The organism is Patescibacteria group bacterium, assembly GCA_041645165.1.
Lineage (GTDB): Bacteria > Patescibacteriota > Patescibacteriia > 2-02-FULL-49-11 > 2-02-FULL-49-11 > 2-02-FULL-49-11.
On sequence record JBAZQN010000006.1, the window covers coordinates 42,598 to 58,388 of the forward strand.

A 15,791-nucleotide genomic window follows, 5' to 3' on the forward strand; every position below is an offset into this window, starting at 1 on the left:
CATTACTTAATCCTCTCTTTAACCTTTTCTTTCCCTATTGCCTCATGCTCTCCTTTACCGAGTCGTGCCACTCTCTCTCCCAACACCAAAATGACATGGCTGGTCCTGCGGAGGATGGGATTTGCGCGGCCCATCGCCCGCGGAAAAGTCCTTTTCAGTGAAGGCCCCCCGTCAACGCGTATCTCCTTCACGTAAAGATTGATAGACTCAAGGTGAAAATTATGTTTCGCGTTCGCTACACCTGATTCCACAAGCTTTTTCAAAGGCTTTGCGCTATGATGCGCATCAAACGAAAGGAGCGCAATTGCTTTAGTGGCATCGATCCCTTTTATGGTCTCAGCCACCAGCCGCACCTTCCTTGGCGCCATCCGGAGATACCTTAATTTTGCAGTGATGTCCATACCCGCCTAAATTTTGCACCAGTCTGGTGCACTTAATTTCTTAATAACGATTACTCGACCTATTGTATCTCACTATTGTTCCTGCCCGCAAAACTTAGGCGGGCTTTTCTTTCTCGTCAGGTTTCGTTTGTGCGACTTCTGTCTCCGCCTGTTTCGCTTCGATCTCTCTCTGCATGCGGCCGCCATGTCGCACAAATTTGCGGGTTAGGGAAAATTCCCCCAACCGATGCCCTACCATATTCTCCACCACGAGGACTGGCACATGGATTTTGCCGTTATGCACGCCAAACACAAAGCCAACCATTTCCGGGGTAATGACGCTCGCGCGCGCCCATGTTTTAATAACCGTTTTATCTCCGGATTTTAATGACTTCACGCGCTGCAAGAGTTTTTGATCTATGTAAGGCCCTTTTTTAAGTGAACGTGACATACCCGCCTAAATTTTGCACATTCTTTAAGTGCATTAATTGATTAATAATTCATTACTCGACATAGAGAATTACCATTTTAGCTACCCGCAAAACTTAGGCGGGCATACTCCATAATTTTGGACTTTGGAATTTGGTTTTTGGATTATCAACATATTAACTTCTTTTCTTAACGATAAACCTATTGGTCCATTTCCCTTTATTCCTGGTAGGAACGCCAAACGCGGGTTTCCCCCACGGAGTTTTGGGAAATTTCATGCCTATGGGATTGTGCCCTTCGCCTCCGCCGTGAGGATGGTCAACCGGGTTCATCGCCTTGCCGCGTACCTCTGGTCTCCACCCTAAATGACGCATACGGCCTGCCTTACCTAACCTCACTAAACGCTTATCAGGATTAGAAACTTGGCCCACTGAAGCGCATGCTTCTTTCGGAAAAAGCCGGATTTCCCCCGAGGGCAGCTTCACTTGGGCGAAATCCCCTTCCACGTTCATCACTATTGCATTCGTACCCGCGGATCGCACTATCTTTCCCCCTTGTCCAGGAACCAGTTCGATATTATACACCGGCTTACCGGTAGGGATATAAGAGAGGGGCATCCGGTTACCGGGGGTGGCTTCAATCTTGTGCATACTTGACATCACGGTAGTCCCCTGGTGAATATCCACCGGTGCGGGAATATAACGGCGTTCCTTATCAGGATATTCCACCAATGCGATTGCGCTTGTCCGATTCGGGTCATATTCTACCGCAATCACTTTCGCAGGCACATCGAATCGGTCTTGGCGAAAATCAATGATCCGGTACAACCGCTTATGGCCGCCTCCTCGATGCCGCACGGTGATTTTCCCTTGGGCATTCCTCCCCCCGCTCTTAGAAAGTGGGGTGACCAACGAACGCTCCGGCCGCTTGTCGGCAAAGCTTGTATGCGGAATGCTTGAGGCGCCGCGCCGTCCGGGACTTGTAGGTTTGTATAATTTTATAGCCATACCTTAATGGAAAATACCAAACTCTAAATCCTAAATAAATACAAAATTCGAAAATTCAAAAACAAAGTTTCGTCGTTTTTATTTTTTGGATTTGTTTAGAGTTTAGAATTTAGTGCTTAGGATTTATCACTTTGCTACGTCTTTGACGCTGTTGCTAATACATCAATAGTTTTGCCTTTTGGGAGTGTTACTATCGCCTTTTTGTACGATTTTGTATACCCATAGTGGCGCCCAAATCGAACTTTCTTGCCTTGATAATTTTGGATGTCAACGGATATTGGCCGCACCCCATAGGCTGCAGTGATTGCCTCTTTGACCGATCCCTTGGTTGCGCGCGTATGCACGACAAACACATACTGGCCGAGCGCCGCACAGCGTGTAGACTTTTCTGACACCACAGGCTTCAAGAGCACTGAACCTCCCTCGCGATACAGAGGATAATCTCTGGGCGCCTTGGACGCTTTGTTACCCTTCTTCGTCTCAGGCTCCTGCGCTTTCTGCTCATCTTTTTGAGGCGCTTTGTCCTTCGGCGCAGCCCTCTGCACTACTTCATGTTTTCGCTTAAATCGGTCAAAAAAACCCATACTCACTAATGATAAATCCTAAATACTAAACTCTAAATCCTAAATTGCTCCTGTTGGGTGCCGAACTTTGAATTTCGGTCATTAAGATTTATTTAGGATTTCTCCCGCTCCTTGATTTTTTCTTTCTAAGGTATGCGGGATCCCGCCTGAGCGGTGAGGATTTAGTGCTTTGTATTTATTCCTTCTTTTTACGCTTTACTCTGGTACGTTGCGCCAGGATTGGAATAACTCCCGGAACCATGAGAATCGTCCGGTATCCCGCCACATCTTCAATCGCGACATCATGAGCGCTCACGGTGCGCACGCCGGGCACATTCCTGCTGGCGCGTGTCATCACTGCAGAGGACGCCTCCGGGAATACCACCAGCAACTCCTGCCTCTCTTTCGGCAATTGCACGTGCTTCAAATCCTCAATGTGTGCGCGCATTTCACGCAACGCTGTCACAAACACCTTCGTTTTCGCTTCATTTAAAATAAATTCCTTTATCACCACGACATGCTTGGACTTGTATTGTGCGGAAAACGCCATTGCCAGCGCTTTTCGCGCGACCTTCACGTTCACCTTCCGCTCCCAATTGCGTTCATTCCGAGGGCCAAACACCACCCCGCCGCCTTTCCAAATGGGAGATCTGATAGAACCATGACGCGCGCGTCCGGTTCCTTTCTGGCGCCACGGTTTCTTCCCTCCCCCTCTCACTTCATCGCGCGTTTTGGTGTGTGCGGTTCCCGCGCGCGTGCTGGAAGCCCGGGAAATAAGCACCCTGTGAAGCAAGGATTTATCTACCTTCACGTCAAAAACCTCCGGAGGCAAATCAAGCTCCTCGGCAACGGTACCATCTAAATTGTAGACCTTGGCCTTCTCCATATTCACAATGCAAAATGTGTTAACCCTGAATAATAACCAAGCTGTTCCTCGCGCCCGGGAGCGCTCCTTTCACGTACATTAATCCTTGCTCCGGTTCAATTCTCACCACTTTCAATTTTTTCACGCTTACCCGCTCTCCCCCCATCCTCCCTGCCATCCTTGTTCCTTTAAAAACTCTTTGTACGCCGCCCGCGCCTATGCTCCCGGGCGCGCGGCCGCTGTCCTTATGGCCGTGGGAAGAAGGATGACCGTGAAAATGATGCCGCTTCACGACGCCCGCGAATCCTTTGCCTTTTGAAGTGCCTGCCACTGACACCGTGTCACCCGGCTGAAAAATGTCAATCGGAATCTCTTTGCCGCGTGAAATATCCTTCGCTTCCTCTGCGGTACACTGGAAGGAGCGAAGATACTGGAAATGCGGAAGGTCTTTGAGATGCCCTTGCATTGGCTTGGTGGGATGTTTCACTTTCCCGTATCCAAGTTGCACCTCGACCGTGTCTTCTGTACGGTTTCTCACCTGCGTCACCGCGCATCCGGAAACATTCACCGCAGTGACCGGTACCGCAGTGCCATCTTCCTCAAAGAATCGCGTCATATTTAATTTTCTCCCTAAAATCACCTTCATAAACTGGTAACACAAACTAAAAACGAATACCACAACCAATACGTTCAGGGAAGCGGTATTCGCATCGCCAACGAAATACTGGTGTGTTGTGCCTTAAATGGAAACCTCATCTATTGCGCGTTAGTACTATAGGAGGAGGTAACCCCGCATTTGCGGGGTCGGTCCCCAGAATACCTAACGACAATTGTTTGAAAAGAATCTACAACATTTTTATTTCGACATCTACGCCGGCGGGGAGATTCAAATTCATGAGCTCGTCCACCGTCTTTGGTTTTGGATCTATAATATCGATAAGACGCTTATGAACCCTTATTTCGTACTGCTCCCGCGAATTCTTATGCACAAACGCAGAACGAATAGTGGTATATTTCGTCTTTTCTGTCGGCAACGGCACCGGCCCTTTCAGCTGCGCGCCTGTCCTCTCTGCGGTTTCGATAATCGTGCGCGTCGACTGGTCCGCGATTTTATGGTCGTATGCCTTAATCTTAATCCGAATACGCTGCGGACCTTCCACTTCTTTCTCTACCGGCTTTGCCGTCTTTGCGTGAGTTGTAGGTTGTAATAGAGCCATCGCCTAAGAAATCAGATCAACAACGTTTATTTATAAATCTTAATTACCGCACCCGCGCCTACCGTGTGCCCGCCTTCGCGGATCGCGAACCGCTGCTTCTCTTCCAATGCGACCGCTTTCTGAAGCACTACCTTAATCTGTACGGTATCTCCGGGCATCACCATTTCAGTGCCTTCAGGAAGGATGACCTCGCCGGTCACGTCAGTGGTGCGGATATAGAACTGCGGCTTGTATCCCTTGAAGAATGGCGTATGGCGGCCTCCCTCATCCTTGGAGAGGATATAGACTTGCCCTTCAAACTCGGTATGGGGCGTGGTGGTGCCGGGCTTGGCAATAACCTGCCCGCGCTCGACATCTTCTTTCTTCAAACCCCTCATAAGGCATCCTGCATTGTCGCCCGCGCGCCCTTCATCCAGCGACTTGTTGAACATTTCTATTCCCGTAATGACGGTCTTCTGGGTTTCTCTCAAACCAACCACCTCGACCTCTTCGTTCACCTTAATAACGCCGCGCTCTACCCTCCCGGTCACGACGGTGCCGCGGCCTTCAATGGAAAAAATATCTTCGATCGGCATAAGGAATGGCTGGTCAACCGCCCGCACCGGCTCCGGAATGTATTCATCAAGCGTCTCCGCGAGTTTGAGCACGGCTTTAAAATTCTCGCCGTCTTTATTGCCCGCGTTTGCCTCTTCAAGCGCTTTGAGCGCTGAGCCCCGTATGATGGGGGTCGTTTCCCCGGGGAATTCATATTTCTTGAGAAGTTCCCTTACCTCTTCTTCCACTAAATCCACCAAGTCTTTGTCGTCGACTTGGTCCACTTTATTCAAGAAAACAATGATATAGGGAACGCCCACTTGCCGCGCGAGCAAGATGTGTTCGCGAGTCTGGGGCATGGGGCCGTCAGCGGCGGATACTACAAGAATAGCGCCATCCATTTGGGCAGCGCCTGTAATCATGTTTTTCACGTAGTCCGCGTGTCCCGGGCAGTCAATGTGCGCGTAGTGACGCTTCGCGGTTTCATATTCCACGTGCGCGGTGTTGATGGTAATGCCGCGCGCTTTCTCTTCCGGCGCATTGTCAATCTGATCAACACCCTTCTCCTGCGCGTTGAAACCTGCCACCTTCAGTACTTTCAGCATTGCGGCGGTCAAAGTCGTCTTGCCGTGGTCCACATGGCCAATGGTGCCGACGTTGATATGTGGTTTTGTGCGTTCGTATTTGCCTGCCATACGTGTTTAAATTAATGATACTAATAAATTAATTCCCTACTTTAATGTACTTCTGCGTGCATCTGCGTTACTTTCTGCGTATATCTGCTTCTATGCCTCATAAGATGCGGAAGAACACTGATAATGACGCAGAATAACGCAGAAAGATTGAAATTCCGATACAATAAATATTATGTTTCAAGACCTAAAGCGCTCGTCATAAAGAGAGTCTTTAAATACAGCCCTGATTGTAGCAAGATATTACCATTAATGCAAGGGTGTAATTTCCACGGTCTGGCGTTTTATTTAAATAAAGTAAATATTTCTCTAGAATTAGCCAAGAAATACTAAACACTCACTAACTCTCTTTTACCAGTAATTGCTCACTTACTTAAACCTATAAGCGAAGGAATACCAATTTTTCGAGGATTTAGGCGTATCAAGCGGCTAGGTCGCGTCCGCAGAAAAATTGTGTATTCCTGAGTGGGAAAGAACCTGAGTGAGCAATTACCCTCTCCTCTTCACCCCGCTTCTTGTTTCCTGGATAGCCAGTGCGATCTGCTTGGGCACTTCTTCATAATGGGAAAATTCCATGGTGTTGGAAGCGCGCCCCTGTGTCATTGAGCGCAGGGTGGTCGCATAGCCGAACATCTCCGCCAGAGGGACGAGCGCATCGATAATCTTCACGCCGCTGCGGTCCCGCATCTCTTTGATCTGTCCGCGCTTCGCATTCAAATCTCCTATCACCTCGCCCAGAAATTCTTCCGGCGTTATTACTTCCACTTTCATGATAGGTTCGAGCAACACGGGCAACGCTCTTTTGCACGCTTCCTGGAACGCGAATGATCCCGCGAGTTTGAATGCCGCTTCCGATGAATCGACTTCGTGGTACGAACCGTCATACACGGTGACCGTCATGTCAATCACGGGATATCCCGCGACGACGCCGTTCTCAAGCGCTTCTTTCACGCCCTTCTCAATGGCGGGGATATACTCGCGCGGAATGGACGCTCCTTTTATTTCATCGATGAACTCGTAGCCCTTCCCCCGCTCTTGCGGCGCCACTCTCAGCCAGCAATGGCCGTATTGCCCGCGCCCGCCTGTCTGCCGGATGTATTTCCCTTCCCCTTCCGCCTCATCTTTGATCGTTTCTTTATATGCCACCTGCGGCTTGCCCACGGTCGCGCCGACACTGAACTCGCGCTTCATTCTTTCCACAATAATTTCAAGATGCAGCTCACCCATGCCTGAAATAATGGTCTCGAGCGTTTCCTCGTCTGTCCTGATGCGGAAGGTGGGATCTTCCTCCGCAAGACGCTGGAGCGCGATGCCCATTTTTTCCTGATCCACTTTCGTCTTCGGCTCGATCGCGACAGAGATAACCGGCTCGGGAAATACAATGGACTCGAGCAATATAGGATGGTCCGGATCGCACAAGGTATGGCCGGTAGAAGTGCTCTTCAATCCCACCGCCGCGGCGATCTCTCCTGCAAACACTTCATCCACATCTTCCCGGTGATTCGCATGGAGCCGCACGATCCTGCTGATGCGCTCGCGCTCTCCATTGCTTACATTGAGGACGTATGATCCTGAGGTCAGGTGCCCGGCATACACGCGGAAAAAAGTGAGTTTTCCCACATAGGGGTCAGCCGCAACCTTAAAGGCAAGCGCAGTAAACGGCTCATCATCCGATGCCTTGCGTGAAACCGCGGCGCCGGTCTTGGGATCAGATGCCACTAAATCAGGCACATCCAAAGGAGAAGGAAGATATTCCACGATTGCGTCAAGAAGGAATTGCACTCCTTTATTTTTCAGCGCAGAACCGCAAAGGATGGGGATAATCTTGCACTGGATCACTGCCTTTCTCAATACTGCTTTTAATTCCCCCAAGGCGGGCTCCTTGCCTTCCAAGTACTGGCGCATGAGGGTATCGTCATTTTCCACTATTGCCTCAATGAGCGCGTGGCGCGCGGTTTCCGCAACTTTGCTTAATTCAGCGGGGATTTCTTCTTCAGTAATTTCCTTACCCCATTCGTCATGGTACAGGTATGCCTTGCGAGTAAGGAGATCAATGATGCCTTTGAATTTTTCCTCATCTCCGATGGGGATCTGGAGCGGGTACGCATTCTTGGCGAGCCTTGTGTGTATGCTCTTCACGTCCGCCCAAAAATCCGCGCCCATCCGGTCGAGCTTATTGATGAAACACATGCGGGGCACATTGTAGCCGTCCGCATAACGCCAGTTCGTCTCGCTTTGCGGTTCCACTCCTGCCACGCCGTCAAACACCACGACGGCGCCGTCAAGCACCCTCAAACTTCTCTTCACTTCCACGGTAAAGTCAATGTGGCCCGGAGTATCGATGAGGTTCAGCCGGTGCTTATTGCCAGGATCGGACGTCGGCGCCCAGAAACAAGTCGTCGCGGCAGCGGTAATGGTGATGCCGCGCTCCTTCTCCTGCTCCATCCAGTCCATTTCAGCCGCGCCTTCATGGACCTCCCCGATCTTATGCTTCTTGCCAGTATAAAACAGCACGCGTTCAGACACGGTGGTTTTTCCCGCGTCAATGTGGGCGATAATGCCGAAATTTCTCGTTTTCTCTAATGAATATTCCCGTGGCATACCCGCCTAAATTTTGCACTTCATTAAGTGCATAATATGGTAATAAGGAATGAATCGACCAAATGAATCTATACCTAGTGCCGTTACAATTTAATTCGGCTATAACTGATATGCTTATTTTACCATCTGTATTGAAATACTAATCTCTTGCGTGTCGCAAAACTTAATTGTAACGGTACTAGTTCATGCCCGCAAAACTTAGGCGGGCGAATATGAAGTTTGATGGTGAAGCTCCACGGCTTTATAGCCGTGGCATCTTCACGTTCTTCGGCGGAACCCGCCGAAGCGTATCCGCCTTCGCTTGGAGGCTACGGCGGATTACCCGCATCGCATTCATCCACCCCGCCATGGCGGGGTGGCTTTCTGCGGAGGCGGGTAAAAAAATAAATCCTCCCCTTCTCTCTCCCTCCTTCTCCTTCCGCAATCGTGCGTGAGCGCATGAACCTTCACTTGATGATCGGGGTAAACTGATTTTCGCAGCGATTTTTCTTCAGCGAGAGCTGCGCTTGCGAAACCCTCCGCAACCGGCCCCAGCACGGTCTCTGATGTCAGTCGGAGTGGGGCTGGTGAGGCGGAGTGCGGTCCCGCGCTGGCGGGACCGACACGTGTTTCGCAATGTGCAACTCGAGCGACTGCGTGAGTCCATCATCGGCAATCCCGAGCGTCTACCCATAGCGGGCGAAATGCGCAAACGCGCGGTTCGCTTCCGCCATTCTCTGCATATCCATTTTCTTTTTCATGGCCGCGCCCTCACCCTTCGCCGCCTCCTGCAGCTCTTCCAGAAGTTTCTTGTGCATCGGTTTTCCTTTCCGGGCTCTTGAGGCATCAATAATCCACCGGAACGCGAGCGTGTTCCTGCGGTCGGGATTTACGGGAAATGGAATTTGATAGTTGGCGCCCCCAATCCTGCGCGGCCGTATTTCCAGCGCCGGCCCTACATTCTTCATGGCCATATCAAACACCGTGAGCGGGTCAGCGCCTGCGCTTTTAATGGCATCAAACGTGCGGTAGAGCACATTTTGCGCGGTTGATTTCTTCCCGCGCCGCATGAGGTAATTGATGAATTTCGCAATCGTCACCGATCCAAACTTTGGATCCGGCGCAATTTTTCTCTTTGGTGCTTTCTTTCCACGCATAATAACTAAATCAAAATGCAAAATGCAAATCTCAAAATGATGGTATTACGTCCCGCTGAGGCGGGACTCCATAATTTTGATTTTTGGACTTTGATTTTTGGATTAGCATTTTCATTTCTTCGCCTTCTCCCGCTTCGCGCCGTACCGCGACCTTCCCTGTTTCCTCGCCTGCACGCCGCCGGTATCATAGACTCCCCGCACAATATGATAGCGCACCCCGGGCAAATCCTTTACCCTGCCGCCGCGCACCAATACAATGGAGTGTTCCTGCAAATTATGCCCCTCGCCGGGGATGTACACAGTCGCTTCTTCGCCGTTCGAGAGCCTCACGCGGGCGATCTTCCGTAAAGCAGAGTTCGGTTTCTTGGGCGTCATGGTGGTCACCTTGAGGCACACCCCGCGCTTATAGGGGTTTCCTTTATCAAGCGTTTTCCTTCTGCGCGTAAGCACGTTAAACACCGTCTGCATGGCAGGCGATTTGGTCTTGCGCTTGAGGCTCTTCCGCCCTTGGCGGACTAATTGGTTAATGGTCGGCATAAAAAATCGGTATAAGACGATAAGTCCTATACGTCCTTATCATATGACCTATACGACTTAAGTTACTTATTACGCTTTATAATTTACCAATTCTTTTAAAAAGTGTCAAACTGCCTTACCCGGCAATTCCTGTGAAGAGACGGAAAAGGAATGCCATAAGCGGAAGAAGCGCGCTCGCGAAATAAAATATAAATAAAATAAAAAGCACGATGCCATACCGCTCAAAAGTGTGCTCCATCCCCCGCCAGGAATCCGGAAGGAGCGCGAATAATATTTTCGAACCGTCAAGAGGAGGGATGGGCACGAGGTTAAACACCGCCAGCATCACATTCGCCCATACGCCTACGCTAAGTATTTCCAAAAAGGAGGATGAGGGAAGGAAACGGACTACCATGCCAAGGAACGCCGCGATTATGAAATTGGATGCAGGGCCTGCTATCCCGACAAGCGCGGGTCCCCATTTCTTATCTTTTAGATTATAGGGATTATAAGGGACTGGCTTGGCATAGGCGAATAAAAACCGCCCGCCCGTGGTAAACCACGCGATAAGCGGCAAAAGAATTGAACCCATGGGATCAATATGCACGATTGGGTTAAGTGTAAGCCTTCCCAAATCCTTGGCGGTCGGATCGCCAAGCTCATTCGCCATCCATCCATGGCTGTACTCATGGATGATCGCGCCCATGATGATGAAGATGAGAAACGCAATATCGGTCATATCTCTACTCAGTTACCATTCCAATTCCGATTGTCATTCCAGACCGGGATCTGGAATCCAGACAAAAAATAAGCAAACAAAACGATGTTTCATTTAACCGTTTAGCATTGCAGCCAATGTAACAATGTAACTATTTAACAGTTTAACAATTTCATTCTCAAGGTGTATATCAATCCTACCACTTCTCATGCAATCTCTACAAATTTGCCTTTTACCGCCAATTATGTTAACCTACCTTCAAGAGAAAATCGTCCCGCACTGCGGGACTCCGCAATTTTAATTTTCAACTTTGTGATTATTAATTTTAGAGTTTAGAGCTTAGAATTTAGAATTTTTCAAGAATATGTCCCGCCGCTGTGATTTTTGCCTTCGTGGTCCTACCAAAATGACCACCCGCTCCCACTCGAATATTGCATCGAGGCGCTGGGTGTATATCAATCTCCAGCCCAAAACCATTGACGGCAAGGGAGTCAAGATTTGTACGCGCTGCCTCAAGACGCAAGCCAAGAAGATGGTAACAAAATCATAACTTCGAATTTTAAAATTCCAAGTTTACCACCCGCATAAAGCGGGCTTTTTATTTATATTTATTGACATTATAGTGGTGTGTAGTAATATACCAAAAAATTGGCCTATAGCTCAACTGGTAGAGCAATCCTTTAGGAAAGGATGGTTAGGGGTTCGATACCCTTTAGGCCGCCAAAAATAAATAGGCCCCGTAGCTCAATTGGTTAGAGTACCTGCTTGACATGCAGGGTGTTGGAGGTTCGAGTCCTCCCGGGTCCACCAAAAAAACTGCGCCCGTAGTTCAACTGGTTAGAACAATGGCTTGGTAAGCAGTAGGTTGGGGGTTCGAATCCCCTCGGAGCGCTCCATAAAGCTGTGCCCGTAACTCAGCAGGTTAGAGTAATCGCCTGATAAGCGGGAAGTCGTAGGTTCGAACCCTACCGGGCACACCATACAAAAGGCCATCATTTACATGATGGCCTTAAAATTTTTTAAACCACAAACCCGCCTCATATCTGGCGGGTTCCTGATTATTACACTGAAACCGATCTACAGTTTTCAGATTTATCTCTCTCGCATATCTTAGACTTAGCTTGAACTTTTTTCGAGCGAGAGTTCAAAGGAATTTTAAAGGAAAAAACTGAACTGAAATTTCCCAAAACCGCTTTCGGGCGGCGGCGAGGCCTCAAAATCGCATATTATTGTTTAAGAATATCTCCCAGTTGCCTTATTGCCTCGCCGTAGCGCGCCCAATCACCATCCCTTTGCGCTCGAACGGCTTCCTCATACGCTCCTAAGGCTCTTCGTATACGCTCCGGAATATCTTGAGGTGGTATTCCACCTGAGGCGGACGGTTTTGTTGTCGCGGACCCTTGCGGCTTTACTCCCGCTCCACTGCCAAAAATTTTCGATAACCCCTCCTCCAGCGTCTCTTCCATGGCAATTTTATTTTCATACGCCACAACCACCCTTTTTAACTCGGGGATTTTTCCGGCTTCGGCCTTGAGATAGAGCGGGCGCACATACAAGAGCGATTCCTCAATCGGAATAACTAAAAGTGGGCCTTGGATTACTTGCGACCCGCCTTGACTCCAAAGCGAGATCTGCTGACTAATCACCGGGTCCTGGTTGATGCGGCCGATGATCTGCTTTGGTCCGAACACAAGCTTGTCTTTAGGAAAACGATAGACCAACAACTTGCCGTAGTTTTCTCCATCGTTACGGGCAACCATCCAGGCGGACAGGTTGTCTTTTGCGCGGGGAGTAAAAGGCAGCATCAAAATATATTCCTCTTTTTTCTCTCCCGGCAACTTCATAATAATATGCCGTGGTTGCATCGGCGGAATCCCGCTCCCACGGGACGCCCCCTCTCCTTCTGACGCAATGGCCGGAATTTCCCACTGGTCTTCTTTGTTGTAAAAAATCTGTGGATCATCCATGTGGTAGACCGAATACGCGGCAGTCTGCAGGGTAAAGATATCTTCGGGATAGCGCAAATGAGAAACAAGGTTCTCTGGAATTTCTGACATCGGTCGGAATGTTCCGGGGAAAATCGTGGCGTATGTTTTTAAAATCGGGTCCTCTGTGTCCGCTTGATAGAAAACGACACTGCCATTATACGCATCAACCACCACTTTTACCGAGTTTCTCACATAATTTACACTCTTGCCATTCAACAACAACGGTTGGGAATAGGGATAACGGTCGCTCGTGGTATAGGCATCGGCGATCCAATACACCTTGCCGTCGGCAATAACGATATAAGGGTCTCGGTCAAAGGTCAAAAACGGCGCGATTTTGGCGATTCTTTCGGCAATAGTGCGGTAATACAGAATACGACTCTCACTGGTTATGTCGTTAGACAAAAGCAGTTTAAGCGATTGGAATTTCACTGCGTAAAAGACACGCTTGATGAAAGAGTTCATCTCCACCCCACCCGTGCCTTCATATGTTGCGTAGACATTTTCTTCGCCTTTTGGATAGTTGAACTCGAGAGATTTGGTTTTTGCGATGACGTAGTCGTTTGAAAGCTCGCCGAAGTAGATCTCAGGACGCGAGATTTTCAGTTCATCCACATCAGATTTGGGCGGCAAATCCTTAACGAATAAAACCGGCAATCCTTCCTGGGTGACTTGATTCATCGGCCCGGCCGCTATGCCATAGCCGTGCGTAAACGTCAGCCGTTCATTGATCCAGTTCCTGTTCGGCAGGCTGGCCGAAGACAACTCCCGCGGAGAGAGCATAATCTGGCGAATTTCTCCATCTATGATATAGCGATCATTATCAACTTCGGCAAACTCGTAATAAGTTCTGATTTCCTGTATCTGGGAAAAAGTTGACAAAAGGGGCTTCCTGTCCCAAAGCCGCATGTTTTTAACCGTGAGATTGTTGGCCGAGATATCAGTGCTGGTTATGGGCTTATCTCCCGAGATTTCTCGTTCCTCGATTTTATCAAGAGCAAACGCCTGACGGGTAGCGGCGATATTATACTTAATAAACGGCGTTTCTTTTACCAGCTCATTGGGGGCAACCACCAATTTTTGAACAAGGGAAGGGATTACTGCTCCCGCGAATCCCACGACAACATAAAGAGAAACTGCTCCGACAAGCAGTGACAACTTTCCCTTCCATACCCAAAAGACGACCGAAACTGCCGCAAGTACAGCCGTAACCATTGAGATCCAAAGCATGAGTATTCTCACGGTTGCGTCTGTGTACGTCGCGCCAAATACTAAACCATCCTGACTCGCGAGCAGTGTAAAGCGAGAAAGGTAGACCCCGGCGGCAATGGTTGAGAGAATTATTGCGAGCAAGATGCCAAGATGAATTCTCGCCGCGCGTTCAATTCGCATTTGTTTAAGTAATTGTAGACTTGCGACATAAAGGCTGCCTCGCAAAAAATATATGATCGCACAGCCGATCAGCGTCAAGATAACGAGTGTTTTCGCGAGACCAAGACCCGCTTGTAAAACAGGGAGAGAGAAGACATAAAATCCGATGTCTTTATTAAAGATAGGGTCTGTCGCGCCAAAAGCCGCGCCTGAAATAAATTTTAATACCTCCTGCCAATTGGCCGCCGCCACAAGTCCGAAAAAGAGCGCGATTGCCACGCTCAACACAACGGCCAATTTTTTAACAATGCGATTGTTCAAATCCACCGGCCGGCCGATTAACGCCTCCGGCAAAATTGCCGTCCAAGAGATTTTTGAGCGGATTGCTAAAGAGAAGTTGATAAACAAAAAAACGGCGGCAAAAATTCCCGCTACCGAAAACAACGCTATTTTAGCGATCAGAGACTTAATAAAGATTTGAGTGTAGCCAACCTCGGAGAACCACCACCAATCAGTAACAAAGGCGACAATGCTTGAAAAAAGGATAAAGACAACAAAAAGCCCAATAAAGGAGATTCGTGTGAGGTACTTTGGAATAGTCATAATGATTATATTATAGAAAATTTTTCCTCAGTTGTTAATATCCACCCGCAAGCGGCGCGACAAAGGCGATAATTAGCAGAACAATCACGGTAATGAAAATAATTCTTTTGACCTTGTCAGACATAAAATTTATTGGCTTTCGCGCTCTTTATGAATCATAATATAGATTTCGAGGAAGGTAAAGAGCAGGTTTAAGACGAGAGGCCCTAATAAGAATCCGAGAGGTCCAAAAAAGCCGATGCCGCCCAAGATAGAAAGTAGAATCAGAAATGGATGGAGCTGTGTTCCTCGTCCAACGAGCTTCGGTCCCAAAAAGTTGTCAACGAGTCCCACGGCTGTCATTCCCCAAAGCAGAAGGCCGACCGCGAAAAACATTTCTCCGCTGAAGTATAGGTAGAGAATCGCCGGAAGAAGCACTAAAGCCGTCCCAATACCGGGGATTAACGCGGTGATTGCCGCAACACTACCCCACAGCGTCGCATTGGGAACTCCGAAGATGGCGAATCCGACCGCGGTTAGTATGCCTTGAATGAACGCCACCATAAGACTCCCTTTGATGACTGAATTAATTGCCAGCGCAAGCTTATTGAAAATTGTTTCATCGTGAATATCTTGCAGGGGGCTTAAAGCGACGACGGCCTCTTTGAGTTTGCGACCATCCTTAAACAGATAATACAGAGCGACGAGGAATATAAAGATTCCAACCATTGCTTTTGCAACATTCGCAAAAAGAGGTCCGAGGTGCTGGAGTAACCAGATTAATCCCTGTTTTAAGTACGGGTTAATATCAATGGAGAATTCTATTGGCACAGGAGAAAATCTCGTGAGGTTCTGCATGGCATCATTCACACCGCGAGAGAGATCCGTTATGTCGTCGCTTTGTGTAAGAAAAGAGTGAAGCTGTGTTGCTTCCTGAAAAATCTGTATGCCTAAAAATGCGAGAGGTACGATAACAACGATAAGAACAGAGATGGTGGCGAGAAGCGCCGCCAGACCCCTTCGCTCGCGCGTAATGGTGAGCGTCTTTTTGTGGAATGGCGCAAAGACGGTTGCAAAAACCATGGCCAAGATAAGCGCATAAAGAAAAGGCTTAAAAATGAAAAGGGCAAGGACAAAAATTCCTGCGAGTAGAATGAGTAAAAAATAAAATTCTGATTTTTGGTGTTTCATG

Annotated in this window: 16 protein-coding genes and 4 tRNA genes; 6 read left to right on the top strand and 14 right to left on the bottom strand. The window is 48.7% G+C overall.

The genetic code is table 11. The annotated features are described in order from the left end of the window. Positions 1 to 2 precede the first annotated feature (2 nt). From rplV to fusA, 9 genes are all read right to left on the bottom strand, one after another. A complete protein-coding gene (gene rplV / locus WC659_03175) occupies positions 3 to 401 on the bottom strand; it encodes a 50S ribosomal protein L22 (GenBank protein ID MFA4872913.1) in 399 nt (132 codons plus the stop codon). Positions 402 to 495: 94 nt separating this feature from the next. Then, positions 496 to 831, bottom strand: a complete 336-nt coding sequence (gene rpsS / locus WC659_03180; GenBank protein ID MFA4872914.1) for a 30S ribosomal protein S19 — start codon at positions 829 to 831, stop codon at positions 496 to 498. 154 nt (positions 832 to 985) lie between these two features. Next, the gene (gene rplB / locus WC659_03185) at positions 986 to 1,816 is read right to left on the bottom strand and encodes a 50S ribosomal protein L2 (GenBank protein ID MFA4872915.1); all 831 of its coding nucleotides are present in this window, start codon (positions 1,814 to 1,816) and stop codon (positions 986 to 988) included. A gap of 134 nt (positions 1,817 to 1,950) precedes the next feature. Further along, positions 1,951 to 2,400 carry a 50S ribosomal protein L23 gene (rplW, locus tag WC659_03190; protein MFA4872916.1) on the bottom strand — a complete coding sequence of 150 codons (450 nt, stop codon included), beginning with the start codon at positions 2,398 to 2,400 and terminating at the stop codon, positions 1,951 to 1,953. Between the two features lie 175 nt (positions 2,401 to 2,575). Then, positions 2,576 to 3,265, bottom strand: coding sequence for a 50S ribosomal protein L4 (gene rplD / locus WC659_03195; GenBank protein MFA4872917.1), 690 nt, complete (start codon positions 3,263 to 3,265; stop codon positions 2,576 to 2,578). 19 nt (positions 3,266 to 3,284) lie between these two features. After that, a complete protein-coding gene (gene rplC, locus WC659_03200) occupies positions 3,285 to 3,890 on the bottom strand; it encodes a 50S ribosomal protein L3 (protein MFA4872918.1) in 606 nt (201 codons plus the stop codon). Positions 3,891 to 4,089: 199 nt separating this feature from the next. Next, the gene (gene rpsJ, locus WC659_03205) at positions 4,090 to 4,461 is read right to left on the bottom strand and encodes a 30S ribosomal protein S10 (GenBank protein MFA4872919.1); all 372 of its coding nucleotides are present in this window, start codon (positions 4,459 to 4,461) and stop codon (positions 4,090 to 4,092) included. Positions 4,462 to 4,487: 26 nt separating this feature from the next. After that, positions 4,488 to 5,690 carry an elongation factor Tu gene (gene tuf, locus WC659_03210; protein MFA4872920.1) on the bottom strand — a complete coding sequence of 401 codons (1,203 nt, stop codon included), beginning with the start codon at positions 5,688 to 5,690 and terminating at the stop codon, positions 4,488 to 4,490. Positions 5,691 to 6,176: 486 nt separating this feature from the next. Next, complete coding sequence (gene fusA, locus WC659_03215) at positions 6,177 to 8,288, bottom strand: elongation factor G (GenBank protein MFA4872921.1); 2,112 nt, start codon at positions 8,286 to 8,288, stop codon at positions 6,177 to 6,179. 212 nt (positions 8,289 to 8,500) lie between these two features. Between fusA and WC659_03220 the strand changes: the two genes are divergently transcribed. Continuing rightward, positions 8,501 to 8,722 carry a hypothetical protein gene (locus WC659_03220; GenBank protein MFA4872922.1) on the top strand — a complete coding sequence of 74 codons (222 nt, stop codon included), beginning with the start codon at positions 8,501 to 8,503 and terminating at the stop codon, positions 8,720 to 8,722. 231 nt (positions 8,723 to 8,953) lie between these two features. On the opposite strand, the gene rpsG is transcribed toward WC659_03220, so the two are convergent. From rpsG to WC659_03235, 3 genes are all read right to left on the bottom strand, one after another. Continuing rightward, positions 8,954 to 9,424 carry a 30S ribosomal protein S7 gene (gene rpsG / locus WC659_03225; GenBank protein MFA4872923.1) on the bottom strand — a complete coding sequence of 157 codons (471 nt, stop codon included), beginning with the start codon at positions 9,422 to 9,424 and terminating at the stop codon, positions 8,954 to 8,956. A gap of 111 nt (positions 9,425 to 9,535) precedes the next feature. Then, entirely contained in the window at positions 9,536 to 9,961 is a 426-nt protein-coding gene (gene rpsL, locus WC659_03230; GenBank protein ID MFA4872924.1) for a 30S ribosomal protein S12, read from the bottom strand. A 115-nt stretch (positions 9,962 to 10,076) separates the two neighbouring features. Beyond that, positions 10,077 to 10,679 (bottom strand): site-2 protease family protein, encoded by a 603-nt coding sequence (locus WC659_03235; GenBank protein MFA4872925.1) that lies wholly within the window; start codon positions 10,677 to 10,679, stop codon positions 10,077 to 10,079. A gap of 343 nt (positions 10,680 to 11,022) precedes the next feature. Between WC659_03235 and WC659_03240 the strand changes: the two genes are divergently transcribed. The 5 genes from WC659_03240 (at position 11,023) to WC659_03260 (ending at position 11,638) form a co-directional block, all read left to right on the top strand. Then, positions 11,023 to 11,208, top strand: coding sequence for a L28 family ribosomal protein (locus WC659_03240; GenBank protein MFA4872926.1), 186 nt, complete (start codon positions 11,023 to 11,025; stop codon positions 11,206 to 11,208). A gap of 100 nt (positions 11,209 to 11,308) precedes the next feature. Further along, positions 11,309 to 11,381 (top strand) — tRNA-Pro (locus tag WC659_03245). Positions 11,382 to 11,391: 10 nt separating this feature from the next. Then, positions 11,392 to 11,468, top strand: a tRNA-Val gene (locus tag WC659_03250). Between the two features lie 8 nt (positions 11,469 to 11,476). Continuing rightward, positions 11,477 to 11,554 (top strand) — tRNA-Thr (locus tag WC659_03255). Between the two features lie 7 nt (positions 11,555 to 11,561). After that, positions 11,562 to 11,638, top strand: a tRNA-Ile gene (locus WC659_03260). Positions 11,639 to 11,884: 246 nt separating this feature from the next. On the opposite strand, the gene WC659_03265 is transcribed toward WC659_03260, so the two are convergent. Together WC659_03265 and WC659_03270 are read right to left on the bottom strand one after the other, a co-directional pair. Continuing rightward, positions 11,885 to 14,620 carry a UPF0182 family protein gene (locus tag WC659_03265; protein ID MFA4872927.1) on the bottom strand — a complete coding sequence of 912 codons (2,736 nt, stop codon included), beginning with the start codon at positions 14,618 to 14,620 and terminating at the stop codon, positions 11,885 to 11,887. Positions 14,621 to 14,749: 129 nt separating this feature from the next. Continuing rightward, a complete protein-coding gene (locus WC659_03270) occupies positions 14,750 to 15,790 on the bottom strand; it encodes an AI-2E family transporter (protein MFA4872928.1) in 1,041 nt (346 codons plus the stop codon). Position 15,791 lies beyond the last annotated feature (1 nt).

Excerpts from the sequence above, each read along its gene's own strand:
- rplC (MFA4872918.1), bottom strand. The coding sequence starts at position 3,890 with ATGAAGGTGATTTTAGGGAGAAAATTAAATATGACGCGATTCTTTGAG.
- rpsS (MFA4872914.1), bottom strand. The coding sequence starts at position 831 with ATGTCACGTTCACTTAAAAAAGGGCCTTACATAGATCAAAAACTCTTG.
- rpsJ (MFA4872919.1), bottom strand. The coding sequence starts at position 4,461 with ATGGCTCTATTACAACCTACAACTCACGCAAAGACGGCAAAGCCGGTA.
- rplW (MFA4872916.1), bottom strand. The coding sequence starts at position 2,400 with ATGGGTTTTTTTGACCGATTTAAGCGAAAACATGAAGTAGTGCAGAGG.
- fusA (MFA4872921.1), bottom strand. The coding sequence starts at position 8,288 with ATGCCACGGGAATATTCATTAGAGAAAACGAGAAATTTCGGCATTATC.
- WC659_03220 (MFA4872922.1), top strand. The coding sequence starts at position 8,501 with ATGAAGTTTGATGGTGAAGCTCCACGGCTTTATAGCCGTGGCATCTTC.
- WC659_03235 (MFA4872925.1), bottom strand. The coding sequence starts at position 10,679 with ATGACCGATATTGCGTTTCTCATCTTCATCATCATGGGCGCGATCATC.
- WC659_03265 (MFA4872927.1), bottom strand. The coding sequence starts at position 14,620 with ATGACTATTCCAAAGTACCTCACACGAATCTCCTTTATTGGGCTTTTT.
- rpsL (MFA4872924.1), bottom strand. The coding sequence starts at position 9,961 with ATGCCGACCATTAACCAATTAGTCCGCCAAGGGCGGAAGAGCCTCAAG.
- WC659_03270 (MFA4872928.1), bottom strand. The coding sequence starts at position 15,790 with ATGAAACACCAAAAATCAGAATTTTATTTTTTACTCATTCTACTCGCA.
- rplV (MFA4872913.1), bottom strand. The coding sequence starts at position 401 with ATGGACATCACTGCAAAATTAAGGTATCTCCGGATGGCGCCAAGGAAG.
- rplD (MFA4872917.1), bottom strand. The coding sequence starts at position 3,265 with ATGGAGAAGGCCAAGGTCTACAATTTAGATGGTACCGTTGCCGAGGAG.
- rpsG (MFA4872923.1), bottom strand. The coding sequence starts at position 9,424 with ATGCGTGGAAAGAAAGCACCAAAGAGAAAAATTGCGCCGGATCCAAAG.
- rplB (MFA4872915.1), bottom strand. The coding sequence starts at position 1,816 with ATGGCTATAAAATTATACAAACCTACAAGTCCCGGACGGCGCGGCGCC.
- WC659_03240 (MFA4872926.1), top strand. The coding sequence starts at position 11,023 with ATGTCCCGCCGCTGTGATTTTTGCCTTCGTGGTCCTACCAAAATGACC.
- tuf (MFA4872920.1), bottom strand. The coding sequence starts at position 5,690 with ATGGCAGGCAAATACGAACGCACAAAACCACATATCAACGTCGGCACC.